This is a genomic window from Rhodopseudomonas palustris BisB18, from assembly GCF_000013745.1.
Classification (GTDB): domain Bacteria; phylum Pseudomonadota; class Alphaproteobacteria; order Rhizobiales; family Xanthobacteraceae; genus Rhodopseudomonas_A; species Rhodopseudomonas_A palustris_F.
Map to the genome: position 1 here is coordinate 3,582,444 of NC_007925.1, position 24,931 is coordinate 3,607,374.

Here is a 24,931-nt window from a genome sequence, read left to right on the forward strand (position 1 = left end):
TGTCAGGTGCGGCGCTCGGCGCGCAAAAAGGGGTCTGGCGATGTGATGTTCGAACCCCTGAGTGCCCAGGCGCACGCGCCCAGACGGCCCTCAGGGGCGAATAAGAAGCAGCCCGCCAAGCAGCAGGGTGGAGAGCAACGCAGCCGGAATCGCGGCGGGACCGGCCTGCGCCGTCCCCTCGTCCATTCCAATCCTATTGCTGCGAATCAGCATCAATCCACCTTCAGGCCCGCATCGTCGCTCGAAACCGTTGACGGTTCGTTGCCGGCGAAGCACCCTGGACTTCTTGTAAACGACAAAAGCCGGCGCCCGCAACGGCAAAGTAGGTCAGACAGACTGACCTACTGGCCGCGCTCAGGCATAACGAACCTGCTGGGATCTGAGTACCGCGGCTGCCGAAATCCCCCCTAATGGTTCGCGCAAATCACAGACCTATGCCAAGAAAACCAGCCCTGCCCTAAGCCTTGGAGCATCACGTTGAATACCATCGATCTGCCGTCGCTGGCACAAGCCACCCCGACCATCCGCCACGACTGGACCCGCGAAGAAGCCGCCGCGATCTATTACGCGCCGTTCATGGATCTGATGTTCCGGGCGGCGACTATCCATCGCCAGAGCTTCGATCCCAACAAAGTGCAGTGCAATCAGCTGTTGAACGTCAAGACCGGCGGCTGTGCCGAGGATTGCGGCTATTGCGGCCAATCTGCGCATCACCACACTGACCTGCCGGCCTCGAAGCTGATGGCCCCGGCCGACGTGATCGAAAGCGCCAAGGCGGCGAAGGCCGGCGGTGCGACGCGCTACTGCATGGGCGCGGCCTGGCGCTCGCCGAAGGATCGCGACATGGCGCCGGTGATCGAGATGGTCAAAGGCGTGAAAGCGCTCGGCATGGAAGCCTGCGTGACGCTCGGCATGCTGAGCGACGACCAGGCCAAGCAACTCGCCGACGCCGGGCTCGACTACTACAACCACAACCTCGACACCTCGGAAGAATTCTATCCTTCGGTGGTGAAAACGCGGACCTACGGCGATCGGCTGAATACCCTGCACAAGGTGCAGGACGCCGGCATCAAGGTGTGCTGCGGCGGCATCCTCGGCCTCGGCGAGAAGCCGACCGATCGCGTCGAAATGCTGCGCACGCTGGCCAATTTGGCCAAACATCCGGAGAGCGTGCCGATCAACTTGCTGATCCCGATCGAAGGCACGCCGATTTCTCTGACCGCGACGCCGGTCGACCCGATCGCCTTCGTGCGCACCATCGCGCTGGCACGGATCATGATGCCATTGTCCGACGTCCGGCTCGCCGCCGGCCGCACCGCGATGTCCGACGAGATGCAGACGCTGTGCTTCCTCGCCGGCGCCAATTCGATCTTCATCGGCGACACGCTGTTGACCACGCCGAACCCCGGCGACAACAAAGATCGTAGCCTGTTCGATCGGCTCGGCCTCGAGCCGCGCGACGATCACGGCGTGCACGAGCACAGCTCGCACAGCCACACCCACGATCAGGGCCACGATCACGGCCCGCACGGGCACAGCCACGGCTGACGCGTCGTTGGGGAATCAGCTCACTGCGCATTCCGCTCCGCTTCGAAGCGTTGGCTAAAGTCACCCAAGCGCAATCGTGCGGAATCGAATTCATCAGGAGGATCTAGCAGATCTGGATCGCTGACCGAGCGTCTTGGCTTGCCAAGCTGCTTTGCACGCTCCAAATCTGCTAGTATCTCCTGGGTGAGCGCCTCGGCTTCAGGACCACGTGCAATCAGTCGTACTGAATACCTTAATTGGGCGGCATTGAGCGCAAAGAGCCCAAGCATGCGCGGCAGTCGCTCGGGTTCGGCCGCACTCGCGAAGCATTCTGGCATTTGCTGGATGGCCTCCGCCTCTTCAAGGTATGTCCGGGGCGAATACTCGGCGCTGATAAGTTCCGCCTGCCCTGGTGGCGGCAATCCAAAATCTGCCGGACGAAGCAATTCGAACAGATAATTACGTTCATCCGCGTAGGTCAGGGCAAGATATTTGCCAACCAACTTGTGAAATCCATCGAATTGGTCCAGCTTCTTACAGAACGCGCGCCATGTTTGGGCGGTGCCCACACCCAGCAAGGCCGCCATCCGATCAGTTTCGGTCTTTTGAAATTGCACCAAGGCCAAGTGCGTCGGCGCGACGCTACCAAACCTCGACGGCATCAAACCCAACGCAATCAGCGCTCTGACATTATACCATTCATTTGCAATCCGCTCTAATTGGCTATCGCCGTCATTTGCAATAAGCCGATGATATTTGATCCAGTCGCGCAAGATGAGCGCTCCACTATCCACCGAATCAACCGCCGCCATGTAGTGCGCAATTAGATAAGCGGGGTATGGGGTTCTTCCCACTCCGTCGAGGTCAACGCGCCTCAGCAAGCCAACGACGTTGTCGACGTCTTTGCACGCTGTCGATTGCGGGCGAGGATGTGCAAATTTAGCGAGGTTACTCGGTAGATTACCAACATCCAACAATTCCTGCTGTCCTGCGTCTGGCGGACTTCCCCACCGCCGCGCGACTTTCGACGTCAATTCCTGCAGAAATATCTTGGTATCCAAGAAGAACAACCGGAAATCGCCCGTTTCTTGGACATAGTCCGAAATGCATCTCGAAAGGTCCTTGAGCTTCGCGATAAAATTTGCGTCTGGCGCATAGATCGAAACGCCAGCCGCATCAACGTACGCTTGGAGATTGGCGAAGGTTCTTCGAAATTCCAGATTTCCGTGTTCAGCGTTTCGAGCGTGAATAAAATATGCAATGTAAACCTTGTCTCGATCCATCATAGATAAGGCCGTAAAGCCCTTCATGTCCGAGACATCCGCTAGTGTGAAGGGCTCATTGGTTGTTATATTTATCAAGCCGTTAGAAAGACGGGAGTTCAGCGTCGTTGCCTGGGCGAAGCGAGATACTGAAATAGCGGTCGAGCCGCTTGCGGTGGACGTTGTGTCGATTGCGGTCACTCTGTCGGTTCGTGAGGGAGCGAAAGTGAAGGCCATCCCCAGGACCTCGATCTTGTTGGTGAGGGGCAGCCAACGTGCCAGATAGGGCTGCAACAGCACCACCAGGAGCACAGCTCCCAGCACATAGGTCATGAACTGATAGCGCGAGAAATCGTCGCGGCTTGCAGGCGGGGGATCCGCCGGGCCTTGCTTTGAACGCCGACCGGGCCGTGATGCGCCCGCGGTCCCCTGCGCATCGTCTGGCTCCGGAGCTCGCTGCAGCCGACTGTCGAAGTGCAGCAAGATCCAGGGCGCGGTGGCGCCGCCGACCAGCGAGGCGAGGATATAATCCCGCGACGAGGTGTGGTCCCAGGGCGGGGAGAACAACAGGATCAGGGCCAATCCAGCGATCCAAACGCTGACCAGGATGAACAGCACCTGGACCTGCTGCATTTCCGGCAACGCAACGAGCACCGCACGCGGTCCTCTCGCGGCCAATTCGCGAAGGCGCCGCCAGGACACGGTCGGTAACCAATCCTTGGCTTGCTGATGCAGCTCGGTGGCCTTGTTCACCGTCGCAATGGTTCCGATCGCGACGCCGAGCACGAATCCGAAAAACAGCGGCCAGATACTCACAGGCGCCTCCCTCGCCCATCCTGCAGCAACCGAAGATTGCATCGGTTGCCATGCAACGCAAGCTGGATTGCGCCCGCAGCTTGCTCTCCGAGGATCGGAGAGACGGCGCTCAGTCGGGTCGACGACACCGTCGTCCGCCTCGGCGGTGGCGACGCCAACGGCGCCGCGCCAGGAACGTCGGGGGTGCGCCTGCTACACCTTCGCCTCTGCCTTTGCGGCTTTCGCGGCCGCGGCCTCCACCACTTTGCCGGCCGGCTTGCGCAACCTGATGCGCTTCTTGCCCTCCTGCTCCAGCGCCAGCCGAACCTGCTTGAACTCCTTCAGCGAGTCCGGGTCGGTCTTGGGAAAATGCAGGTTGAGCTTCTCCAACGCGGCCACGATGGTCGAGCCGATCACCACCCGGGCAAACCATTTGTGATCGGCCGGCACGATGTGCCACGGCGCCGCCGGCGTTGCGGTGTGCGCGATCGCGTCCTGATATGCCGCCTGATAGCGATCCCACAGCGCGCGTTCGGAGACGTCGGCCATCGAGAACTTCCAGTTTTTCGCCGGATCTTCCAGCCGGCCGAGAAAACGCTGGCGCTGCTCTTCCTTGGAGACGTTGAGGAAGAACTTCAGCACCACGGTGCCGTTGCGCGCCAAATAGCGCTCGAACGAAGCGATGTCCTCGAAGCGTTCGCGCCAGACCTTCCTGGTCACCAGTTCCGGCGGGATTTTCTGCTTGGCGAGGATCTCCGGATGCACCCGCACCACCAGCACGTCTTCGTAGTAGGAGCGGTTGAAAATTCCGATCCGGCCGCGTTGCGGCAAACTGGTGGCAGCCCGCCACATGAAGTCGTGATCGAGTTCGTGGCTTGTCGGGGTCTTGAACGAGTACACTTCGCAGCCCTGCGGATTGACGCCGTCGAACACGCTCTTGATCGCGGTGTCCTTGCCGGCGGCGTCCATGCCCTGGAAGATCAACAGCAGCGACCAACGGTCCTGGGCGTAGAGCATCTCCTGGAAATCGTTCAGCCGCTTGCGGTTGGCCTCGATGATGCGCTCGGCCTGGCTCTTGTCGAGCCCGCCCTTCTCGTTGGTCTTGTGCGCCTTGAGGTGAAAGCGCTGCGTGCCGTCGGCCCGGAACGGCGCGATATAGGGCTTCAACGTGGCGGCGAGAGTCTTCTTGTTGTCGGGCATGGCGGGCGGCGCTCCGGTTCACTGCGTCGAAGCTACATGGCCCGCGCCGCCGAGGCCAGCCTGTTAGCTGTCCTCAGCCGCGCGCAAACTGCGTCGCCAGGAATGCGGTGACGAAGCTCGGCATCGCCGCGGTGAAATCGCCCGGCTCGCGCACCAAATGGATGGCGCAGAGTTCCGGCGCGACCTGCTGCGCCAAGCTGGCCTCGATCTTGTCGCGCAACACCGCGCTCGGCCGATCAACCTGCAGCACCCGCAAGATCGCGATCAGCGTGCCGCTGACGACGCAGCACCAGCCGTCGCTCGACCGGTAGTCGGATTCAAGCAACCCGGTCTCCTCGGCGATTTCGCGGCTGATGCTGCCGGCGATATCGAGCCGGTCGCCGCGCAGATCGGAGGGATCGGGCGTGCCGCCGGGGAAATACACCCGGCCGGCATTGGCGGTGTGCTGGCCCATTTCGCCGAGCACAAAAGCGCCGTCGCTGGCGCGCAGCGCGCCCATGCCGAAGCCGTTGAACACGTTGTGATCGGGATAGCCCCAATCGCGCCACGAAAGGAAGCTCGCAAAGTCGGTCTCGAAGATGTCGGCGCTAAAGCACTGCGGCGTAAACCGCGCGTTGCGCCCGAGCAGCACCCGGCCGTTGAACAAGTCCGGCTTCTCCAGGCGGCGCTTGGCGAAATGCGCGTCGATCTCGGCGCGGCGGTCGTCGGCGAACGGCCAGCGCCAGTCGTCGCGGATCAGCTCGAGCTGCGCCACCCGGTGAAATACAGGCGCCGTCATCGCGCCGAGCCATACGTCAAATCAGCCATGATGCGCTGTCATGGAACGCCGCGCGGCAACATTCAAGAGCCGGCGTCGGCTTTCCGCTCGCGACCGTTGTGCTGGCCACACGGCGTGATCGGCGCTGCGCCCTGCAGCCGCGCGCGCGCCCGGGTCAGGAATCGGCTCGCCAATTCGCCCGCCTCGGCCGGCAGCGGCACATAACGCTGGCCCGAGAAGCCGCAGCGCAGCTCCTCGTCGCCCAACTCCGCGGCGCGTTCGATAAGGAACCCGGCGATCGCGCCTGCGATCACCGACTCCACGCGTGCGCGGTGCAACCGTGCAAGCCACGCCAATGCGTGCAGGATGCTCGCGACATCGTCGACGCCGCGGGCCCAGCCGTCGAGCAGCGCGACCAGCAGCAACAGCGCCTTGGCGAAGCTTGGACGATCGTCCCGACATCCGGCAGTCGCGGCCGTGTAGCAGGCCAGGGTCGGGGCATAGGCCGCCTCCCCCGACAGCTGACCGAGGTGGCGCTCGGCCGCCGCGAGGTCGCCGCGCGCGAGCGCGATCTGCAGCGATAGTTCCTCGATCAGATCGCCCGGCTCGAACCTGCGCAAATGCCGTTCGGCCGCCGCGACGCCGCCTTCGCCCAACGCAAGGAAAAACCCATCGACGATCGCCACGTTGCGGCAGACATCGATCGTGGCCGAATCCAGATCACGTAACGTCGTGCCGTCGATCCGGATCTCGTCGTCGACGCCGATCAGCAGGCGCTCGCATGCGCCCTGGAAGTCGCCACACCGTGCCAAGATGCGCCCCTCGTTGATCCAGGGCTGGACCGCGTAGTGCGACAATTCGGGGGTCCGCAGCAGCGCACGATAGTGTGCGCGGCACAGCTCCATGGCGTCCTCCGTGCGATTCGCCTTGAACAGCACGAAGGCGAATTTGTTGAGCGCCTCCGACAACGCCCCGACGTCGCCGGCCGCAGTTGCGGCGACGAAGGCCTGTTCGAGGTCCTCGATCCAGTCGGCGCCGGGCCGGCGCACCAGATAGTTCGTCCGCCGTACCGGAGGCGCAAACATCATCGCCCCTCTCAGCCGAATACGGCTGCGGCCGGGCACGACAGGGCGCCCGGATGCTGCGTGGTCCAGCCCGACAGCCACGGTCCCAGCTTGGCCGCGTCGATCGCCAGCGATCCGTCGGGATTGATACGGCCGATGCAATTGCTGTCGCTCTTCAGCGCCACGGTGCATTTGCCGACCCGTCCATCCGACCGAATGACGTAGGAATTGGCCTTTGCCGCGTAACAGACGTAGTCGTCCGGATGCGCCCGCTCCAGCGACGACCCGTTCGGCTCCGGCGCGGTGCCGGCCCGATGTCCCCAATCGCGCACCGCGGCCGGAATGATCAGTTCGGAAATGTCATTGTCGCCGCCGAGCGCTTCGACCGGCTGCAAGCTGAAGCGGAAGCGCGGATCGTCAGCGAATGTGCGCTCGATCTCCGCGACGAAGCGTGGGATCACGTCGGCGTTCTTCCGGGTGAGATGGATACGCAGCAGGATCTCGCCGTCCGCCTTGATATCACGAATCTCGAGCAGGTTGTTCCAGATGTCCGCAAAGCTGCCTTTCCGGTTGGCCTGCAGCCGCGTCGTGTCATGGTATGCCTGCGGGCCGTCCAGCGTAATTTGGAAATCGGTGACCCCGTGCCGGTGGAATTCCAGATAGCGCGCGCCGCTGAGCAGAAAGCCGTTGGTCGTCATGCCGCCGCGCAGCTTGACGCCGTTGCTGCGGCAGGCATCCTGTGCATCGGCCATCACCTCCAGCACGATGTCGCTGGCGACGGTCGGCTCGCCGCCAAACCAGCTGATTTCGATCGACGAAAGCGAGGGAGCACGGCGCCGCACGAGGGCTTTGATGCCCTCGACCACGGATCGTTCCATCCGTCCAAGGGCAAAATCCTCGTAGCAATAGACGCAGCGGAAATTGCATTTCTCGGTGGGCATCACGATCAGTTGGAAGTGATCTTCGGCCCAGGCATCGCGACAATTTCTGCGAAAAGACGTCTCTGCGGCTGCGACATCCATGCTCGCCTCCTTCGAATCGACCGATTTTTAAGTGTGGACTTCAGCGCAGCGCGGGATTGCCGCGTGCTGCGAGTTGATCAAGGCCCGGCGCGATGCAGTAGGTGTTGTGGCAGGTGCCCGTGTTCAGACTGTCGGACAATGCGCGTCCAGACGGTCCACCGGCCAGGTCGGCCACACGCTTTGCGACGTCGGGGTTTGCGATCCGGACCTTGCCATCCGAATCCACTTGAAGGTCGCTGAGTGACAATTCACTCAAGACCGAAGAAAGTGATTGCTGATCTGCCATTTCAATGCTCCTTGGGGTGAAATTCCTTCCTGAAAGACGCCCCGCCTCGTCCTCGTATGATCCGGCCACCAGTTAGCTGGCTTGGCGATTCGAATGTCGTCGGCAAGCATGCCATACTTCGTTTCGGATATCCGAAAGAGGAGCAGCGTCATCGGTTGGTCGATCCGCCAAGACCGATGGTTCACAACGGCTCGGTGAGTTGATCGCTAATCTGTCTGCTGCACTGCGTTGCCCGACTGCGGTCGAGGAACCAGCCGGCGCCGCTCGATCTGCTGACCGCGAGCGGACCGGGACCACGAACACCGACGGCACCAAGTGCCGCGCTACCATTCCACGTCGGGCGCCGACAACCCGGCCGCGCTTTATCGATTGCCGCGGTTGTGCTAGCCACAGGCCATGGCCGGCGCCGCGCCCCTCATCGCGTTCGAAAACGTCGAGAAGAGTTTCGACGGCGGCGGTGATGGTCGGCGTGTCATGGCGGTGTGCGGCGTGTCGTTTGAAGTCGCCCGCGGCGAGCTGCTGGTGATCGTCGGCGGCTCCGGAAGCGGCAAGACCACTCTGCTACGTCTTGCCAACCGGTTGATCACGCCCGATCGCGGCGTGGTCCGGATCGAAGGCCAAGATGTTGCCGCGGCCGATCCGGTGGCGCTGCGGCGGCGGATCGGCACCGTGTTCCAGAGCGGCGCGCTGTTTCCGCATCTCAGCGTCGCCGGCAATATCGGCATCACCCCGAAACTGTTGGGCTGGTCGAAACCCGAGATCGCGGCGCGGGTCGACGAATTGCTCGATCTGGTGCGGCTCGACCGCGCGCAGGATCGCCATCGATTTCCGCATGAACTGTCCGGCGGTCAGCGCCAACGCGTCGGCGTCGCCCGCGCGCTCGCCGCCAAGCCGGCCATCGTGCTGATGGACGAGCCGTTCGGCGCGCTCGATCCGTTGACCCGCGCCGCGCTCGGCGTGGAGTTTCGCGCGCTGCACAGCCGCCTCGGCCTCACCACCATCATGATCACCCACGACATTGCCGAGGCGCTGCTGCTCGCCGACCGCATCGTGGTGATGCGCGACGGCCGCATCCTGGCGCAGGGCACGCCGAACCAGCTCGCACACAGCGATGACGCGTATGTCAACGACATGCTGCAGACGCCGCGGCGCCAGGCCGAGCGGCTGCAGGCGCTGCTGCCGCGGGATGGCGCCGCATGACGCCGTTCGCCGACCCGCGCTGGAGCGAGGCGCTGTCGCATCTGCCGGACTATCTCGGCAACCACGTCCGGGTCAGCCTGGCCGCGCTTGCGCTGGGTCTCGCGGTCAGCCTGCCCTTGGCGATCCTGGCGAGGCGGCGGCCGCTGCTGCGCTCCACCCTGCTCGGCTTCGCCAGCATCGTGCAGACGGTGCCCGGGCTGGCGCTGCTGGCGCTGTTCTATCCGCTGCTGCTGGCGCTGGCGGCGCTATCGCTCAGCTGGTTCGGCGTCGGCTTCTCGGCGTTCGGATTTCTGCCGGCGGTGCTGGCGCTGGCGCTGTATTCGATGCTGCCGGTGCTGCGCAACACCATCACCGGGCTCGACGGCATCGATCCGGTGCTGCTGGAGGCCGCGCAGGGCGTCGGCATGACGCAGCGGCAATCGCTGGTCATGGTCGAACTGCCGCTGGCGTTGCCGGTGATGATGGCCGGCATCCGCACCGCCGCGGTGTGGGTGATCGGCACCGCGACGCTCTCCACCCCGATCGGCCAGACCAGCCTCGGCAACTACATCTTCGCCGGATTGCAAACCCAGAACTGGGTGTTGGTGCTGTTCGGCTGCACCGCGGCGGCCGTGCTGGCGCTCGCGGTCGATCAATTGCTGGCACTGGTCGAGCGCGGGCTGACGCTGCGCAGCCGGCTGCGCGTCGCTGTGGGCGGGGTCGGCCTGCTCGCCCTGCTGACCGCGGCGCTGGCACCGTCGCTGACGCAGCCTTCCTCGCGCTACGTCGTCGGCGCCAAGACCTTCACCGAGCAATATGTGCTGTCGGCCTTGATCGCGCAGCGGCTGCGCGAAGCCGGGTTGGCCGCGACCAGCCGCGAGGGGCTGGGCTCCAGCGTGATCTATGACGCGCTCGCCACCAGCGACATCGACGTCTATGTGGATTATTCCGGCACGCTGTGGGCCAATCAGTTCCACCACCCCGAGATCAAGCCGCGCGCGGAATTGCTCGCCGAGCTGACGAACGAACTCGCCCGGTCCAAGGTGACGCTGCTCGGCGAACTCGGCTTTGCCAACGCCTATGCGCTGGTGATGCCGCGCGCCCGCGCCGACGCGCTCGGCATTCGTTCGATCGCCGATCTCGCGCGGCAGGCTTCGACGCTGTCGATCGCCGGCGATTACGAATTCTTCTCGCGACCGGAATGGGCCGGGCTGCGCCAAGCCTATGGCCTGGCGTTTCGCAGCCAGCGCACCCTGCAGCCGGACTTCATGTATGCGGCGGTGGCCTCGGGTGAAGTCGACGTCATCGCCGGCTACACCTCGGACGGGCTGATCGCCAAATACGATCTCGTGGTGCTCGATGACCCAAAGGCCGCGATCCCGCCCTACGACGCCATCGTGCTGTTGTCGCCGCGGCGCGCCGACGATGCCGCGTTGCGCGCGGCGCTCGCGCCGCTCATCGGCAAGATCGACATCGCCGCGATGCGCGCCGCCAATCTGCGCGCTGCGGGCGGCGACGGCGACAGCTCGCCCGACGCGGTGGCGCGGTGGCTGTGGCGGCGGATCGCGCCGTAGCTATTGCAGACAGCCATGCCACGCGTGGTCGCTGCGCAAAGTAAGCATCGTGTCCCGGACGCGAGCAGCGCGCTTGCGCTGCGACGGGAGCCGGACCGTACCAAAGGCAGCATCCGTAACGGCCCCGGCTCTGCAGCGCGCCACGCCGCTGACGCGGCGCATTGCGCAGCGTCCGGGGCACGCTCCGTCAGATTGATTCACGCGGGGGGCAGCTACCCCTTGAAGTCCTTCGGCGTGAAGCCGATGTCGAGCACCCGCCATTCCTGATACTTCTCCGCCGGCAGCATCGCGTAGGGCTGGCAATCCTGCAACGCCTTGATCGCCGCCTGCATCAACAGCGGTCCTTTCATCGAGGCGCTGGCTTCGATCAACGCCGGCGGCGACGCCAGCCGGCCCTCCGGGGTCAGCGCGATGCGGATCACGATCCGCACCTTGTCGGTCGGCGCCACCGCGCCCGGCAGCGCCGCGCAATTGCGCAGATGCGCGCGCAGCTTGTCGGTGTCGGAGGCGGCGATGTTGGCGGCGTCGGCGGCCTCACCCCCGACATCTTTGCCGAGCGCCTCCGCCGGCAGGCCGAGCATGACATGAAACCGTTCGGTGAGATCGGGCGGCTGCGGCGCCGCCATCGGCGCCGGCCAGTCCGGCTGCGGCGCCGGTTGTTGCTGCGGCGCCGGCTGCGGAGAGTTTTGCGCGGTCTGCTCCGTCGGCTGCTGCGGCTCCGGCTTCTCCAACGCGGCAGTCTGCTGCGGCGACGCGGGTTTCGGCTGCGGCGACGGCGGATCAGGCGGCGCCGCGGCTTCGGGCTGCGCCGGCGCCGAGGGCTCTGGCGAGGACTGCTGCGGCGGCGTCACCTCGGGCGGGGTGAGCTCGTCGGCCGGCACCAGCTCGACCTTGATCGCATCTGAACTCACCGACTCGTATGGATACACCCCCGCCAACAGCAACAGCAGCAGCACCGCGGCGTGGCCCAACACGGAGGCGGCAGCGCCAAGGCGCATGAGCAGCGGAGAGTCCATGGTCCCGGTCTAATCCAACGCAACGCGGCGCCCAGCGTGGTCGCCTCGGCCGCGATCTTAGAGCCTGGCTGAAAAAGCAGCGAGCAGAATCAGCGCTTTGGTCATTTGCGAGCCCAGGGCAGCGCGCAGCGCCGGCCCCGCGCGCGTCAGCAAGGCGCGGCCGTGCGACAGCCGCGTTACAGATTCTTGATCATGCCGGCGTCGATCAGCAGCCGGTTGAAGCGCCGCGCCTCGGCGCCGTTGCGGCAGCCGTAGAACAGCCCGCTGCAGCGGAGCATGATGGCCTTCTGCTCGGCAAAGGAGGGGTCGAGCGGCAGCCCCGCCGCCTCCTGGATCACCAGCGGCAGATAGGCGGCATCGATCGTGTCCATGATCGCCGGGCTCTCCACCGGCTGAAAGTTGATCGCGTCGATCGCGTAGTAGGTGGCGTAGTAGCGCGGGTCATAGGCCATCAGCTTCTTGCCGAGGCCGGCCTCGTCGAGCTCGGGGTCGAGCAGTTGCGGCGAGAATTCCGGCTGATGATCGCCGAACCGCACGATCAGGAACGGCTGCGCCGGATAGTGTTTCTTCAAGCCGGCCAGGAAGGCTGCGTAGTCGGTCACGCTCAAGGCCTGGCGGCGCAGATATTCCTCGACCACCGGGGCGTTGCCGAGCGCGCGCCAGGAAGGCGTCAGCTCGGGGCGGAATTTGGTCTGCCAGGGGAAATGATTGGCGGCGAGATAGACGAACATGAAGAACGGCTTTGGCGCGCCGTGCTGCGGCATCAAGCCGAGCGCCTTGTCGTAGAAGAAGCTGTCCGGCTCGACATGGCTGGAGCCGAGATCACGGGCGTCGAAGAACCGCTCCATGCCGGTGGTGGTCTGGAAATTGCGCGCGCTCATGAAGGCGCCGTTGGCGGGATACAGCGCCGTCGTGGTGTAGCCGCAGCGGCGCAGCGCTAGCGGCAGGCCGCGCTCCACCCGGCCGGAGGCGATCCGGGTGACGAAATAGGAAAACCGCCCGAACGAGCGCGACGACAGCCCGGCCAGCACGTTGTATTCGGTGAACCAGCTCGGCCCGCCATTGCTCTCGGCGAGAAATTTGCGCGCCTTGCCGTCGAACGATTGGAAATGCGCGCCGTAACCCGCCGGCACCTTCACCTGCCCGGCGGCGCGAATGTCGAACGACGACTCGTCGTGGATCATGATGATGTTCGGCCGCCGCCCGACCGGATGGCAGGCCTCCTCCAGCGGCAGCTTCAACTGGTCGGCGACCACCGCATCGGATTCCATGAAGCCGTAGTTGAAGAAATCCGACACCGCGGTAACCCCGGAGCGGGCGAATTTCGACAGGTAGCCGTCGTCGTAATAGCCGCGCCAGGCCTCGTCCGGCCAGGCCGTCGCATAGCCGACCAGACCGGCCAGAAACAGCATGGTGCCGGCCAGCGCCGGCTGGCGGCGGATCCGGAACGGGTCGAGCCACCACAGCGCGTACATCAAGGGAACGATCAGCAGCGCGGTGCCGATCACCGACCAGCGCAGCTCGGGAAAGATCGTGAACAGGAAGGCGATGGTGTCGCGGTCGATCACCATCAGGTCGACGAAGTTCGCGGTCATCTGCACGATGTCGTGCTTCAGCCGCGACAGCAACACCAGCATCACCACCATGGTCAGCGACAACGCGCCGGACAGTGCCGGCCGGCGCAGCGCCGCGATCCAGGCGAAATTCAGCAGCCCCCAGGCCAGCAGGAAGCCGAGCCGGCCGTTGAAATCGGTTTCGGTGTGCAGCATCAACGCCAATGCCGCGAGATGCGGCGGCACCACCGCCAGCATCCGCCAGACGCTGGCCGGCGCGGCTGCGGTCGCCGCGCCCACCGATGGCACTGGATTGGGCGGCAGCCCCATGGCGGGACACCTGCGCGCGGCGGGCCATGGCCTGGCTGGCGGTGACCAGAAGGCGGACGATGCAGCCGGCTAGTGCATCATGTCATCAAACCGTAATTGAACCGTCATTTAGGTGCAATCAGTTTGCAACAATCCGCGGCCTCGCAGCATTGCGGGGGCAAATCGCGGGGTGATCGTGCTGCAGCGCAGCGGCCGCTATTTCGCCGGCAGCAGACCGAGGCTCTTGCCGATGATCTTGTCGACCGTGCGCTTCGGCAGCAGGTTGGTGATCAGGTTGCGCAGCGGATCCGGGGTCAGCGTGACCCGCACCCGCGGATGCGCCGCGGTCAAGGCGGTGAAGATGCCCTCGGCGATCCGCTCCGCCGGCAGCCCCTTGGCGGACATCTGCGGCAGATAGTTGCGCACCCGCTGCAGCGCCGGAAAGAACGGCGAGGTTTCGAAGCCGGAAATGTCCACCTCGTCGGCCTTGGCCCAGATCGGGGTCTTCACCGCGCCGGGCGCAATCACGATGACGTCGATGCCGAACAGCATCAATTCGCGGCGCAGCGCGTCGGACAATCCTTCGAGCGCGTGTTTGGACGCCGAATAGGCCGACATCAACGGATTGCCGAACTTGCCGGCCAACGAGCTGATCATCACGATGCGGCCGCGCGGGCCCTGAAGATGCGGATCGGCGCCGAGCAGCGGGGCGAAGGCCTGGGTGGCCAGAATCGGCCCGATCACATTGACCTCGAACTGATGGCGGAAATCCGCGATCGGCAGTTCCAGCACCGGCCCGGCCACCGCGATCCCGGCGTTGTTGACGAGGCCTGCCAGCGTCTCGCCGCGCAACGCGGTGCGGACCTCGCGCGCCGCGGCCTTCACCGCGTCTTCATCGGTGACGTCGAAGATCAGCGGCGTGAAATGCTCGCCGAACTCGGCCTTGAGCCGATCGGCATCCTCTTGCTTGCGCACGCTGCCGAACACCGCAAAGCCGCGCTCCAGCAGCAACTTCGCCGCGGCATGGCCGATGCCGGTGGATACGCCGGTAATGACGATGGATCGCATGGGAGGCCTCCGCTTGGTTGCGGCCGCGATGCTAGCACAACAAAGCGGGACCGCGATGAGGCGATCCCGTTCTGGTCAGATTCTGATGCTGACTTCGCCGAACCACTCCACCCTCGCCGTCATCCTGAGGTGCGAAGCCGCGCTTGCGGCGAGCCTCGAAGGATGACCGGGCACCGCGCCCGCTGCGTATCCTTCGAGACGCCCGGCTTCGCGCTACGCGCTACGCCGGGCTCCTCAGGATGACGCGGAGCGCGATGCGAGGGCGCTCCAAAGAAACGGGCCCGTATCGCAGATCCCGTTGCTCCAAATACCGACCTTGCCGTCATCCTGAGGCGCGAAGCCGCGCTTGCGGCGAGCCTCGAAGGATGACCGGGCACCGCGCCCGCTGCGTATCCTTCGAGACGCCCGGCTTCGCGCTACGCGCTACGCCGGGCTCCTCAGGATGACGCGGAGCGCGTTGCGAGGGCGCTCAAACAGAACGGGACCGCATCGCTGCGATCCCGTTCCGCCGTCAGACGCTGAGCGCGTCGATCAGTTCTTGCTCTTGTCGACCAGCGCGCCCTTCTTGATCCAGGGCATCATGTCGCGGAGTTTGGCGCCGACTTCCTCGATCTGGTGCTCGGCCAACTTGGCGCGGGTGGCCTTGAACGAGGTCTGGTTGACCTTGTTTTCCAGCATCCAGTTGCGGGTGAAGATGCCGTTCTGGATATCTTCCAGAACCTTCTTCATTTCCTTCTTGGTCTCCGGGGTGACGATGCGCGGGCCGGTGACGTATTCGCCGTATTCCGCGGTGTTGGAGATCGAGTAGTTCATGTTGGCGATGCCGCCTTCATAGATCAGGTCGACGATCAGCTTCACTTCGTGCAGGCACTCGAAATAGGCCATCTCCGGCGCGTAGCCGGCTTCCACCAGGGTCTCGAAGCCGCCCTTGATCAGTTCGACCAGGCCGCCGCACAAAACCACCTGCTCGCCGAACAGGTCGGTCTCGCATTCCTCGCGGAAGGTGGTCTCGATGATGCCCGCGCGTCCACCACCAATGGCCGAGGCGTAGCTGAGGCCGAGGTCGTGGGCGTTGCCGGAAGAATCCTTATGCACCGCGATCAGGCAGGGCACGCCGCCACCGCGCTGATATTCCGAGCGCACGGTGTGGCCGGGGCCCTTCGGCGCCACCATCACCACGTCGAGATCGGCGCGCGGCTCGATCAGGTTGAAATGCACGTTGAGGCCGTGGGCGAACAGCAGCGCCGCGCCGTTCTTCATGTTGTCGTGCAGATGCTCGCGATAGATGTCGCCCTGCAATTCGTCGGGGGTCAGCATCATCATCACGTCGGCCCATTTGGCGGCCTCGGCGACTTCCATCACCTTGAAGCCGGCGGCCTCGGCCTTCTGCGCCGAGGTGGAGCCCTTGCGCAGCGCGATGGCGACGTCCTTGACGCCGGAATCCTTCAGGTTGAGCGCATGCGCGTGGCCCTGGCTGCCGTAGCCGATGATGACGACCTTTTTGCCCTTGATCAGGTTCAAATCGGCGTCGCGATCGTAATATACACGCATGGTCGTTCCTTTATTCCGGCGGCTGAACGCGTCAAACCGGCCTGTTGACGAACCTGACAACGCTCCCGGCGCCGGTTCTTGAAATGCCGCCGGTTTTTAGGGCGGCGAGTGCCGCGAGACAAGCCCGCAGCGGCGATTTCTGGCATGCTGCGCTGCGGTTGGCCGCTTCACGCCACCTCCGGCAACGCCTTGGACCGGCCAGCAAACAGCATGATGGCGATGCCGCCGACCACGATGATCATCCCGGCCAGCCGCAGCGTGCCGAACTGCTCACCGAACACCAGCGCCGAGGCGCCGGCGCCGATGAACGGCACCAACAGCGCAAACGGCACCACCTGCGCCGCGGTATAGGCGTGCAGCAGCCGGCCCCAGATCCAGTAGCCGAGCGTGGTCGAGCCCAGCGACAGCGCCAGCACGCAGCCGATTCCGCCCGGCGACAGATGGCTGACCTGCTGCCAGATCGCAGCGGGACCGTCGGCGACCAGTGCGGCGGCCCCGAGCGGCGGCAGCGAGGCCAGACTGACCCAAGCGAACAGGTCGAGCATCGGCACCTCCCTGGCCTGCCGCAGCAGCAGGTTGGACAGCGCGAACGCCAGCGGCGCGGTCATCGTCACCGCGAAGGCGAGCACGCTGAAATCGTAACCGACGGTGAAGCAGATCAGCAACAGCCCGCAACTCGCCACCACGATGCCGGCGAGCTGGCCGCGGGTGGGGAATTCGCGCAGCAGCAGCGCCGCAAAGCCGATGGTGAACAGAGCCTGGCTCTGCACGATCACCGCGGTGAGCCCGGCCGGGACGCCCTGCGCCATGCCGTAGGTCTGGGTCAGATATTGCCAGACCAGCAACAGGCTGATGCCGATCCAGATCGGCCAGGCCAGCTTCGGCCGCGGCAGCAGGATGCAGGGCAGCGCCGCCACCGCGAAGCGCACCAGCGTCAGCACGGTCGGCGACATCTCCGCCACTCCGAGCCGGGTGAAGACGAATCCCAGCCCCCAGATCAGCGCGATGGTGAGCGCCAGGGCGATGTCGGTGAGCTTCATGAGGTCTGATAACGCCGACTAAGCACGATCTAGCCCGCTGGGCGGCGGCCCATCAGTCTCAATGCCGAGCAGGTCGGCGAGCTTAATGCGCACCTCCCGGACAATAGCCGGCGGCACCTTCTCAATCGTCTCAAACAAGCGTTCCTCACGATCAATCGACCGCACCTGATCGACCATGATCATCCCCTTGGTTCGCAGACCGTGCGGCAGAACAATATTGGTCGGCCAATCCCTGACTTTCGATGTGATCGGGCAAATCACAGCGCGACGCGACCTTTGATGAAAGCTCAGCGGCGTGAGAACAAGCGCTGGCCGACGGCCAGACTGCTCGCTTCCGCGCGTGTCGTCCAAATCGACCCACGCAATGTCACCGACGTCAGGAAGTTTCATCGCGCTTCTTCGGGTGTCTCGCAGGAAGCGAATCGGCGCGAACCGGTACGCCGTCCGGGCCTTCCACCAAAATCCCGCGCGAGTAGTCATCGTCGATAATCTCGGATCCGCGATCCGGACCCCAATCGACGGTTTCGGACTCCTGCTCGGGGCCGAGGCGGTCCATCTCGTCGAGCATCTCTTCGAGACGTTGCGCCGACGTCTTGCGGATCGACCGAAGGCGCAGCTCGCCGTTCTCGATCGTGAGATCGAGCTCGCTCCCGACGGTGGCGCCGACGCTGTCAGCGGCGGCGCTCGGCAGCCGGATGCCGAGGCTGTTGCCCCATTTGGCGACTTTGACTTTCATCGCGGCGCTCCCTCAACGGATACACAATGTATATCCGGGCGAGCGAGAGTCCAGCGACCCTTCCGGGCCGCAGCGATCGCGGCGACGCGCGGAGCCGGGTCGGCGGAACCAAGCCCGCCGCGCGCTGTTGCCATCTGGCGACGGCCGCGCGACGGCCGCTCCTCCCCGGATCGAAGGACACGGCAATCATGGCCCTCATTCCGCATAATACGCTGATCGTGGTGGCCGATGGCGGCGGCGCGATGCTGCTGCGCAATTCCGGCCAGCCCGCCAAGGTGACGCTGCGCGAGGAGCGTCGGCTGGCGCCGGAGAACCTCGACGACGACGGCCCGTCGGGATCGCGCCCCGAGGATCAGACCCAGAGCCAGACCGACGAAGCCACCTTCGCCAAGCAACTCTGCAATACGCTGAACCGGATGAAGCTCGCCGGCGAGTTCGATCAGCTGGTGCTGATCGCCGACCCGCAAACGCTCGGCCAGATGCGACCGATCCTGCACAAGACGGTGGAAGCCTCGGTGATCCGCTCGCTGGCGAAGGACCTCACCAACCACTCGTTCGACGATATCGCCGCGGCGATCGCGGCGTAGCCGGACGCATCCTCCGCGCGATGACGATCCCCTCTGCCGATCCCCGACAACAAAGCCGCGCCGCGTTACATCCCTTCCGGGCCGCGGCCGATCGCGGCGACGCCGGTGCGCGATACTTCGACCAGCCCGAGCGGCCGCATCAGGTCGATGAACTGGTTGATCTTGGCGGAGTTGCCGGTGATCTCGAACACGAAGCTCTCGATGGTGGCGTCGATCACGCGGGCGCGGAACGCTTCGGCGAGCCGCAACGCCTCGACGCGATGTTCCCCGACGCCGCGCAGCTTGACCATCGCCAATTCGCGCTCGATCGAACGGCCCGACAACGTCATGTCGACCACGCGATACACCGGCACCATGCGATCGAGCTGGTGCTTGATCTGCTGGATCACCGCCAGCGTGCCGGTGGTGACGATGGTGATACGCGAGACGTGCTTCTGCGCCTCGGTCTCCGACACGGTGAGGCTTTCGATATTGTAGCCGCGGCCGGAGAACAGGCCGATGACGCGCGCCAGCACGCCGGGCTCGTTCTGCACCAGCACCGACAGCGTGTGGGTTTCGACCGGGTCTTTGCGCTCGTCCATGAAATAAGCGGATGCGGGCTGGTTCATTGTGGTCCTCACGTTCAAGCGTTCAAACATTTCAACTGGCGCTACGCGCCCTATCTCCGCGGCGGAATGTGACGCGCTGGCGCTGGGCAGCTCACGCCAACTCCTTGCCGCCGACGACGGCCGCCGGTGGTGGTGGAACGACCCAACGGCTGAACAGGTCGAAATCGATATTTCCGCCGCTCAGCACCAAGCCGACCCGCTTGCCGCGGATCTTGGCCTTGTCTTGCGCGGCGGCGGCGAGCGGCGCCGCGCCGGCCCCCTCGGCCAGATTGTGCGTGTCGGTCCAGTAGGTTCGGATCGCTGTGGCGATCGCGGCGTCGGTGACCTGGACGATGCGCGACGCGCCGTTGCGAATGATCGCCAGCGCGTCCGGATCGGGAATCCGCGTGGCCAGGCCGTCGGCCAAGGTATCACTGCTCTCGGTGGTCACCACGGTGCCGGCTGCGAACGACAAAGCATAGGACGGCGCTTGCGTGGATTGCACGCCGACGATCTCGGTGCTCAATCCGAGCAGATCGCGAGCCAGAATACAGCCGCAGATCCCGGAGCCCTGGCCGATCGGCACATAAAGGACCTCGAGATCAGGCGTCGCCCGCAGCAATTCCAGCGCATAGGTCGCCACACCCAACACCAGATCGCGATGGAACGCCGGCACCATTTCCAGGCCACTGCCCTCGCCGCGGCGGCCGGCCTCCTCGCGGGCCGCCTGGAAGTCGTCGCCATGCTCGACCAGTTCGGCGCCGAACGCCCGCATCGCCCGATTCTTTTCCGGCGAATTGCCGCGCGGCACCACGATCGTCACCGGCAGCCCGTGCCGGGTCGCGGCGTACGCCAGGCTCTGGCCGTGATTGCCGCGGGTCGCCGAGATCAGCCCGGCGGTCCGCGGCCGTTCGCGCTTTAAGCGGTCGACATAGACCAGGCCGCCGCGGACCTTGAAGGCGCCGGTCGGGGTGTGATTCTCGTGCTTGACGACGACGTCGGCGCCGAGCCGCTCGGAAAGCAACGGCCAGCGGTGCGCCGGGGTCGGCGGCATCGCTGCGCCGACAACGCTCCGGGCATGCTCCAATTGTTGCAGGTCGAACATCGGCTCGTCTCACCCGTTCTCACCAACGCCGCGCAGCCCTCACACCAGCGCGCCGCCGCCGGCGAACGCGGCCGCGGTGGTTTCGTCGTTGGCTTCAGACGGCAGCAGCATTTCGTTGTGCGCCTTGCCGGACGGGATCATCGGGAAGCAGTTCTCCAACGACGCCACCCGGCAATCGAACAGCACCGGCTTCTTCACCTTGATCATGTCCTGGATCGCGCCGTCGAGATCGGACGGCTTGAACACCTGCATGCCGACGCCGCCATAGGCGTCCGCCAGCTTGACGAAGTCTGGCATCGCCTCGGTGTAGGAATGCGACAGCCGGTTGCCGTGCAACAGCTGCTGCCACTGCCGCACCATGCCCATGTACTGATTGTTGAGGATGAAGATCTTGATCGGCAGTTCGTACTGCACCGCCGTCGCCATCTCCTGCATCGTCATCTGCACCGAGGCGTCGCCGGCGATGTCGATCACCAGGCTGTCGGGATGCGCGACCTGCACGCCGAGCGCCGCCGGCAGGCCGTAGCCCATGGTGCCGAGCCCGCCCGAGGTCATCCAGCGCCGCGGCCGCTCGAAGCCGTAGAACTGCGCGGCCCACATCTGGTGCTGACCGACCTCGGTGGTGATGTAGGTGTCGCGGCCGCGGGTCGCGGCGTACAGCCGCTCGATGGCGTATTGCGGCAGGATCACGTCGTTGTTCTTCTTGTAGGCCAGCGAATTGCGGCCGCGCCAGGCCGCGATCTGAAGCCACCACGCCTTGGTGTCGGCCTTCTTGGCTTCCGCCTTGAACGCCGCCAACAGGTCGGCAAGCACATGGGCGACGTCGCCGATGATCGGCACGTCGACGCGGATGTTCTTGTTGATCGACGACGGATCGATGTCGATGTGGATCTTCTTGGAATTCGGCGAGAACGCGTCGGTGCGGCCGGTGATGCGGTCGTCGAACCGCGCGCCGATGCACAGCATGACGTCGCAATCATGCATCGTCATGTTGGATTCGTAGGTGCCGTGCATGCCGAGCATGCCGAGCCAGTTCTTGCCCGACGCCGGATACGCCCCGAGCCCCATCAGCGTCGAGGTGATCGGAAAATCGGTGACCTCGACCAATTCGCGCAGCAGCTTCCAGGCCTCCTCGCCGGAATTGACCACGCCGCCGCCGGAATAGATCACCGGCTTCTTGGCGCTAGCCAGCAGCGCCACCGCCTTGCGGATCTGTCCGGGATCGCCCTTCAGCCGCGGCGTGTAGGAGACGTGAACGTCGGATTTGCGCGGCGGGTGATAGGTGCCGGTGGCGAACTGCACGTCCTTCGGCACATCGACCACCACCGGGCCGGGCCGGCCCGAGGTGGCGACGTAGAACGCTTCGTGCAGCACCCGCGCCAGGTCCTTGATGTCGCGCACAAGCCAGTTGTGCTTGGTGCACGGCCTTGTGATGCCGACGGTGTCGCATTCCTGGAAGGCGTCGTTGCCGATCAGGTGGGTCGGCACCTGGCCGGTGATGCAGACGATCGGGATCGAATCCATCAAGGCATCGGCGAGCGGCGTCACCATGTTGGTGGCGCCGGGGCCGGAGGTCACCAGCACCACGCCGGGCTTGCCGGTGGAGCGGGCATAGCCCTCGGCAGCGTGGCCGGCGCCCTGCTCGTGGCGCACCAGGATGTGCTGCAGCTTCTCCGAATTCTGGAACAGCTCGTCATAGATCGGAAGCACCGAACCGCCGGGGTAGCCGAAGATGTGCTCGACGCCATGATCGATCATCGCGCGGACGATCATCGCCGCACCGGTCATCTGGTTGGGATCGTGGCTCTTGCTATCGCTCATGGCTGGCTCCGAATGCGCGGCTCGCGCTGGCTTGGTCTAGGACGCTCGGAAAATAAAAAAAAGGGCCCACCAGGCCCTTCCGCACACCGTCTGTCACGGATGGCCTTAGCCACCCAAGACGGTGCGCCTAGGTACTACGATAAGCGAGAGGGTAATTAAATTACGCACGAGTGGCTCCGGCTTCTCGAAGGTTGCGCGAAACATAACCAGCGAACCTCCAATGTCAAGGCGGCTTCGTATGTTGCGTTGTTAAACTATAGCCGTGTTTCGGCCCCTCGGCGAGCGGGAAAGCGGCGTTCAGCTATGCGCGGGGCCGGTGGAGCCGCAATCCCGAGGTCCGCCACGCCACATAGTCATCCTGAGGCGCCGCCGAAGACCCGCGAAGCGGGCTGCGGCGGCCTCGAAGGATGCGCGGCGCCCATCGCACCGCCGCCGCTCAACACCCGCGTCATCCTTGACGTGGTGCGGCGCCCGCTGCCTCAGGATGACGGCGCCGCGACCGATTGCGCCAGCCTGCAGGGTGGGCAAAGGCGCGCCTTCGCGCCGTGCCCACCCTTGAGCACCCGCGCATGTTGCGGTGGGCACGCGACTGCTGTCGCTGTTCGAGCGATGGCAGTCGCTTTGCCCACCCTACCCGGTCTGCCGCTCCAGCCGCTCCGCCGCCCGGTCCGGTGCCACCCATTCGAACTCCGGCAATTGGTGGCGGAACCAGGTGAACTGCCGCTTGGCGTAATGCCTCGTATCGGCGCAGCCGATCGATGCGGCCTCGTCGCGCGATATTTCGCCTTTGAGATGCCGGATCAGCGCCGGCACGCCATGCGCCTTCATCGCCGGCAATAGCGGATCAAGCTTTCGCGCCGCCAAGGCCGCGACCTCGTCCAGCGCACCAGCCTGCAGCATCAGCTCGAACCGGGCGTCGATCCGCGCGTAAAGCTCGTCGCGCTGCGGCGCCAGAAACAGCGCGGTCACTTGCTCCGGCGGCAGCAGCGGCGGCAACGCGTCGCGATGCCAGTCGGTCAGCGAACGCCCGGTGGCCTCGACCACTTCCAACGCCCGGGCGACGCGGCTGCGGTCGTTCGGATTGAGCCTGGCAGCGCTGGTCGGATCGCGCCTGGCGAGTGCGGCGTGCAAGGCTTCGACGCCGCCCTGCTCCAGCCGCGCCCGGACGTCCTCACGGACCTGCGGCGCAATCGCCGGCACCGCCGACAGCCCGCGCGTCAGCGCCTTGAAATACAGCCCGGAGCCGCCGACGAAGATCGGCAGTAGCCCGCGCCCCCGCGCGTCGGCCAGCGCCGCCGCGGCCGCCTCCACCCAGGCCCCGGCGGAGAAATTCACCGCCGCATCCACCGTGCCGTAAAGCCGATGCGGCACCCTTGCCTCGTCGGCCGGCGTCGGCCGCGCCGTCAGCACCCGCAGGTCGCCATAGACCTGCATCGAATCGGTATTGATGATCACGCCGCCGCACGCCTCGGCCAGCGCCAGCGCCAACGCCGACTTGCCGCTGGCGGTCGGCCCTGCGATAAGCACGGCCCTGCCCCGTTCCGGAATAGCCTCGGCCATGTCGCTCGTCGCCACGCTCATCTGCAATCCCAGCAATCCTGCGCTTGATGCCACCGCGCTCGAGGCCGCCCGCGCGGTCCTGCCGGCGCCGAACGCGGCGGTCTGGCTCAGCGAGGGCGTCGCCGCCGACATCGCCTTTGCCTCCGACGAACCACCGGCGGTGCTCGCCGAGCGGCTGCGCAAAGCGCGCGGCGACTACCCGGTCGACGTCGTGGTGCAGCCTGCCGCCACCAGGCGCAAGAAACTTTTTCTCGCCGACATGGATTCCACCATGATCGGCCAGGAGTGCATCGACGAATTGGCGGATTTCGTCGGCCTCAAGGCCCATGTCGCGGCGATCACCGAACGCGCCATGCATGGCGAGATCGAGTTCGAACCGGCGTTGCGCGAGCGCGTCGCGCTGCTCAAGGGCTTGTCGCTGGAGGTGATCGACCAGGTGCTGCGGGAGCGGATCACCTTGACGCCCGGCGGGCGCGAACTGGTGGCGACGATGCGCGCCAACGGCGCCTATGCCTGCCTGGTGTCGGGCGGCTTCACCCAGTTCACCGGCGCGGTCGCGGCCCGGCTCGGCTTTCAGGACAACCGCGCCAATGAGTTGCTGGTCAAGGACGGCGTGTTGACCGGCACCGTGGCGGAGCCGATCCTCGGCCGCGCCGCCAAGCTTGCCGCCTTGCTCGACCTGCGCGAACAGCTCGACCTCGACGACATCGACAGCTTGGCGATCGGCGACGGCGCCAACGATCTCGGCATGATCCAGGCCGCCGGCCTCGGCGTCGCCTTTCACGCCAAGCCGGCGGTCGCGGCGTCCGCCCATGCGCGGATCGATTTCGGCGACCTTTCGGCGCTGCTCTACGCCCAGGGCTATAAGCGCAGCGAGTTCGTCACCGGCTGACCCGGCGGGCGGGCATCAAGGTCGCAGCCGGAGCTATGAGGCTATCGACGCGCCGCCACAGCAACGGAACGTCCTGCAAAAGCCATGCAAATTTCATGAAATGAGCGAAATTGCGCTCCCAGATGGAACTGTCCGGCAATATGTTCGTTAGGCGACTTATACTACGGGGCCGGAAACCCACCAGGGACGCTAGCGATGACCTCAATCGACGGCGAGCAAAGCTCGCTGGTGCCGCATTGTGAGCTCTGCAGCACCGCCATGACGTTGATCGGCCGGTTGCCTCGCATCTCGCTGCAGCCGTCGGTGCAGGTGTTTCGCTGCTTATCCTGCAATCATGTGGTGTCCGCAGAGCACCGCCTGTCCGCCCCGTCCGGCGAGGCGACGGCTCGCGGCGGGTAATCCGCCCGGCGCCTTTGCTACAGCGTCGGCTTGGGGAGTTG

General features: G+C 65.2%; 24 protein-coding genes. 6 read left to right on the forward strand and 18 right to left on the reverse strand.

What is annotated here, in order from left to right:
• Positions 1-90 precede the first annotated feature (90 nt).
• Positions 91-213: a hypothetical protein gene (locus tag RPC_RS26860; RefSeq protein WP_415914725.1), complete on the reverse strand. Its 123-nt coding sequence runs from the start codon at positions 211-213 to the stop codon at positions 91-93.
• A gap of 264 nt (positions 214-477) precedes the next feature.
• Between RPC_RS26860 and bioB the strand changes: the two genes are divergently transcribed.
• Positions 478-1,548: a biotin synthase BioB gene (gene bioB / locus RPC_RS16245; RefSeq protein WP_011473667.1), complete on the forward strand. Its 1,071-nt coding sequence runs from the start codon at positions 478-480 to the stop codon at positions 1,546-1,548.
• Between the two features lie 20 nt (positions 1,549-1,568).
• Here bioB and RPC_RS16250 read toward each other — a convergent pair whose 3' ends face one another.
• The 6 genes from RPC_RS16250 to RPC_RS26275 form a co-directional block, all read right to left on the reverse strand.
• Positions 1,569-3,605 (reverse strand): hypothetical protein, encoded by a 2,037-nt coding sequence (locus tag RPC_RS16250; protein ID WP_041801944.1) that lies wholly within the window; start codon positions 3,603-3,605, stop codon positions 1,569-1,571.
• 192 nt (positions 3,606-3,797) lie between these two features.
• A complete protein-coding gene (locus RPC_RS16255; RefSeq protein ID WP_011473669.1) occupies positions 3,798-4,784 on the reverse strand; it encodes a polyphosphate kinase 2 family protein in 987 nt (328 codons plus the stop codon).
• 73 nt (positions 4,785-4,857) lie between these two features.
• On the reverse strand, positions 4,858-5,562 hold the full coding sequence (locus RPC_RS16260; RefSeq protein WP_011473670.1) for a hypothetical protein: 705 nt from the start codon (positions 5,560-5,562) through the stop codon (positions 4,858-4,860).
• A gap of 62 nt (positions 5,563-5,624) precedes the next feature.
• Complete coding sequence (locus tag RPC_RS16265) at positions 5,625-6,626, reverse strand: hypothetical protein (protein WP_011473671.1); 1,002 nt, start codon at positions 6,624-6,626, stop codon at positions 5,625-5,627.
• Positions 6,627-6,637: 11 nt separating this feature from the next.
• A complete protein-coding gene (locus RPC_RS16270; protein ID WP_011473672.1) occupies positions 6,638-7,627 on the reverse strand; it encodes a radical SAM protein in 990 nt (329 codons plus the stop codon).
• A gap of 40 nt (positions 7,628-7,667) precedes the next feature.
• The gene (locus RPC_RS26275) at positions 7,668-7,913 is read right to left on the reverse strand and encodes a hypothetical protein (protein WP_157043230.1); all 246 of its coding nucleotides are present in this window, start codon (positions 7,911-7,913) and stop codon (positions 7,668-7,670) included.
• Positions 7,914-8,309: 396 nt separating this feature from the next.
• Between RPC_RS26275 and RPC_RS16275 the strand changes: the two genes are divergently transcribed.
• Both RPC_RS16275 and RPC_RS16280 read left to right on the forward strand, forming a co-directional pair.
• Positions 8,310-9,113, forward strand: a complete 804-nt coding sequence (locus RPC_RS16275) for an ATP-binding cassette domain-containing protein (RefSeq protein WP_011473674.1) — start codon at positions 8,310-8,312, stop codon at positions 9,111-9,113.
• Entirely contained in the window at positions 9,110-10,666 is a 1,557-nt protein-coding gene (locus RPC_RS16280; protein ID WP_011473675.1) for an ABC transporter permease/substrate-binding protein, read from the forward strand. The genes RPC_RS16275 and RPC_RS16280 overlap by 4 nt, the downstream gene beginning before the upstream one ends.
• A 212-nt stretch (positions 10,667-10,878) precedes the next feature.
• On the opposite strand, the gene RPC_RS16285 is transcribed toward RPC_RS16280, so the two are convergent.
• The 7 genes from RPC_RS16285 to RPC_RS16315 form a co-directional block, all read right to left on the reverse strand.
• Complete coding sequence (locus RPC_RS16285; RefSeq protein ID WP_011473676.1) at positions 10,879-11,682, reverse strand: hypothetical protein; 804 nt, start codon at positions 11,680-11,682, stop codon at positions 10,879-10,881.
• 176 nt (positions 11,683-11,858) lie between these two features.
• Positions 11,859-13,565 (reverse strand): sulfatase-like hydrolase/transferase, encoded by a 1,707-nt coding sequence (locus RPC_RS16290; protein WP_011473677.1) that lies wholly within the window; start codon positions 13,563-13,565, stop codon positions 11,859-11,861.
• A gap of 195 nt (positions 13,566-13,760) precedes the next feature.
• Positions 13,761-14,612: an SDR family oxidoreductase gene (locus RPC_RS16295; protein ID WP_011473678.1), complete on the reverse strand. Its 852-nt coding sequence runs from the start codon at positions 14,610-14,612 to the stop codon at positions 13,761-13,763.
• 531 nt (positions 14,613-15,143) lie between these two features.
• Positions 15,144-16,163 carry a ketol-acid reductoisomerase gene (ilvC, locus tag RPC_RS16300; protein WP_011473679.1) on the reverse strand — a complete coding sequence of 340 codons (1,020 nt, stop codon included), beginning with the start codon at positions 16,161-16,163 and terminating at the stop codon, positions 15,144-15,146.
• A gap of 167 nt (positions 16,164-16,330) precedes the next feature.
• Positions 16,331-17,203 (reverse strand): EamA family transporter, encoded by an 873-nt coding sequence (locus tag RPC_RS16305; RefSeq protein ID WP_011473680.1) that lies wholly within the window; start codon positions 17,201-17,203, stop codon positions 16,331-16,333.
• Positions 17,204-17,221: 18 nt separating this feature from the next.
• The gene (locus RPC_RS16310; protein WP_011473681.1) at positions 17,222-17,593 is read right to left on the reverse strand and encodes a type II toxin-antitoxin system PemK/MazF family toxin; all 372 of its coding nucleotides are present in this window, start codon (positions 17,591-17,593) and stop codon (positions 17,222-17,224) included.
• Entirely contained in the window at positions 17,580-17,939 is a 360-nt protein-coding gene (locus RPC_RS16315) for an AbrB/MazE/SpoVT family DNA-binding domain-containing protein (protein ID WP_011473682.1), read from the reverse strand. Before RPC_RS16315 ends, RPC_RS16310 begins: the two co-directional genes overlap by 14 nt.
• Positions 17,940-18,127: 188 nt before the next feature.
• On the opposite strand from RPC_RS16315, the gene RPC_RS16320 reads away from it, so the two are divergent.
• Positions 18,128-18,526, forward strand: coding sequence for a host attachment family protein (locus tag RPC_RS16320; protein WP_011473683.1), 399 nt, complete (start codon positions 18,128-18,130; stop codon positions 18,524-18,526).
• A gap of 65 nt (positions 18,527-18,591) precedes the next feature.
• Here RPC_RS16320 and ilvN read toward each other — a convergent pair whose 3' ends face one another.
• The 4 genes from ilvN to miaA all read right to left on the reverse strand — a co-directional run bounded on the left by ilvN (position 18,592) and on the right by miaA (position 23,620).
• Positions 18,592-19,134, reverse strand: coding sequence for an acetolactate synthase small subunit (gene ilvN, locus RPC_RS16325; protein WP_011473684.1), 543 nt, complete (start codon positions 19,132-19,134; stop codon positions 18,592-18,594).
• Between the two features lie 91 nt (positions 19,135-19,225).
• On the reverse strand, positions 19,226-20,218 hold the full coding sequence (locus tag RPC_RS16330) for a threonine dehydratase (RefSeq protein ID WP_011473685.1): 993 nt from the start codon (positions 20,216-20,218) through the stop codon (positions 19,226-19,228).
• Between the two features lie 39 nt (positions 20,219-20,257).
• Entirely contained in the window at positions 20,258-22,039 is a 1,782-nt protein-coding gene (locus RPC_RS16335) for an acetolactate synthase 3 large subunit (RefSeq protein WP_011473686.1), read from the reverse strand.
• Between the two features lie 630 nt (positions 22,040-22,669).
• On the reverse strand, positions 22,670-23,620 hold the full coding sequence (gene miaA, locus RPC_RS16340) for a tRNA (adenosine(37)-N6)-dimethylallyltransferase MiaA (protein WP_049766211.1): 951 nt from the start codon (positions 23,618-23,620) through the stop codon (positions 22,670-22,672).
• Between miaA and serB the strand changes: the two genes are divergently transcribed.
• Entirely contained in the window at positions 23,598-24,491 is an 894-nt protein-coding gene (gene serB, locus RPC_RS16345) for a phosphoserine phosphatase SerB (RefSeq protein WP_011473688.1), read from the forward strand. The genes miaA and serB overlap by 23 nt on opposite strands.
• 195 nt (positions 24,492-24,686) lie before the next feature.
• Positions 24,687-24,890: a hypothetical protein gene (locus tag RPC_RS16350; protein WP_041801950.1), complete on the forward strand. Its 204-nt coding sequence runs from the start codon at positions 24,687-24,689 to the stop codon at positions 24,888-24,890.
• The last annotated feature ends 41 nt before the right edge of the window (positions 24,891-24,931 follow it).

Coding starts and splice junctions, on each gene's coding strand:
- RPC_RS16270 (WP_011473672.1), bottom strand. CDS start 7,627: ATGGATGTCGCAGCCGCAGAGACGTCTTTTCGCAGAAATTGTCGCGAT.
- RPC_RS16310 (WP_011473681.1), bottom strand. CDS start 17,593: ATGAAACTTCCTGACGTCGGTGACATTGCGTGGGTCGATTTGGACGAC.
- RPC_RS16265 (WP_011473671.1), bottom strand. CDS start 6,626: ATGTTTGCGCCTCCGGTACGGCGGACGAACTATCTGGTGCGCCGGCCC.
- RPC_RS16275 (WP_011473674.1), top strand. CDS start 8,310: ATGGCCGGCGCCGCGCCCCTCATCGCGTTCGAAAACGTCGAGAAGAGT.
- serB (WP_011473688.1), top strand. CDS start 23,598: ATGTCGCTCGTCGCCACGCTCATCTGCAATCCCAGCAATCCTGCGCTT.
- RPC_RS16330 (WP_011473685.1), bottom strand. CDS start 20,218: ATGTTCGACCTGCAACAATTGGAGCATGCCCGGAGCGTTGTCGGCGCA.
- RPC_RS16305 (WP_011473680.1), bottom strand. CDS start 17,203: ATGAAGCTCACCGACATCGCCCTGGCGCTCACCATCGCGCTGATCTGG.
- RPC_RS16350 (WP_041801950.1), top strand. CDS start 24,687: ATGACCTCAATCGACGGCGAGCAAAGCTCGCTGGTGCCGCATTGTGAG.
- RPC_RS16285 (WP_011473676.1), bottom strand. CDS start 11,682: ATGGACTCTCCGCTGCTCATGCGCCTTGGCGCTGCCGCCTCCGTGTTG.
- ilvN (WP_011473684.1), bottom strand. CDS start 19,134: ATGAACCAGCCCGCATCCGCTTATTTCATGGACGAGCGCAAAGACCCG.
- RPC_RS16290 (WP_011473677.1), bottom strand. CDS start 13,565: ATGGGGCTGCCGCCCAATCCAGTGCCATCGGTGGGCGCGGCGACCGCA.
- RPC_RS16260 (WP_011473670.1), bottom strand. CDS start 5,562: ATGACGGCGCCTGTATTTCACCGGGTGGCGCAGCTCGAGCTGATCCGC.
- RPC_RS16255 (WP_011473669.1), bottom strand. CDS start 4,784: ATGCCCGACAACAAGAAGACTCTCGCCGCCACGTTGAAGCCCTATATC.
- RPC_RS16280 (WP_011473675.1), top strand. CDS start 9,110: ATGACGCCGTTCGCCGACCCGCGCTGGAGCGAGGCGCTGTCGCATCTG.
- RPC_RS16335 (WP_011473686.1), bottom strand. CDS start 22,039: ATGAGCGATAGCAAGAGCCACGATCCCAACCAGATGACCGGTGCGGCG.
- RPC_RS16320 (WP_011473683.1), top strand. CDS start 18,128: ATGGCCCTCATTCCGCATAATACGCTGATCGTGGTGGCCGATGGCGGC.
- miaA (WP_049766211.1), bottom strand. CDS start 23,620: ATGAGCGTGGCGACGAGCGACATGGCCGAGGCTATTCCGGAACGGGGC.
- RPC_RS16315 (WP_011473682.1), bottom strand. CDS start 17,939: ATGAAAGTCAAAGTCGCCAAATGGGGCAACAGCCTCGGCATCCGGCTG.
- ilvC (WP_011473679.1), bottom strand. CDS start 16,163: ATGCGTGTATATTACGATCGCGACGCCGATTTGAACCTGATCAAGGGC.
- RPC_RS26275 (WP_157043230.1), bottom strand. CDS start 7,913: ATGGCAGATCAGCAATCACTTTCTTCGGTCTTGAGTGAATTGTCACTC.
- RPC_RS26860 (WP_415914725.1), bottom strand. CDS start 213: ATGCTGATTCGCAGCAATAGGATTGGAATGGACGAGGGGACGGCGCAG.
- RPC_RS16295 (WP_011473678.1), bottom strand. CDS start 14,612: ATGCGATCCATCGTCATTACCGGCGTATCCACCGGCATCGGCCATGCC.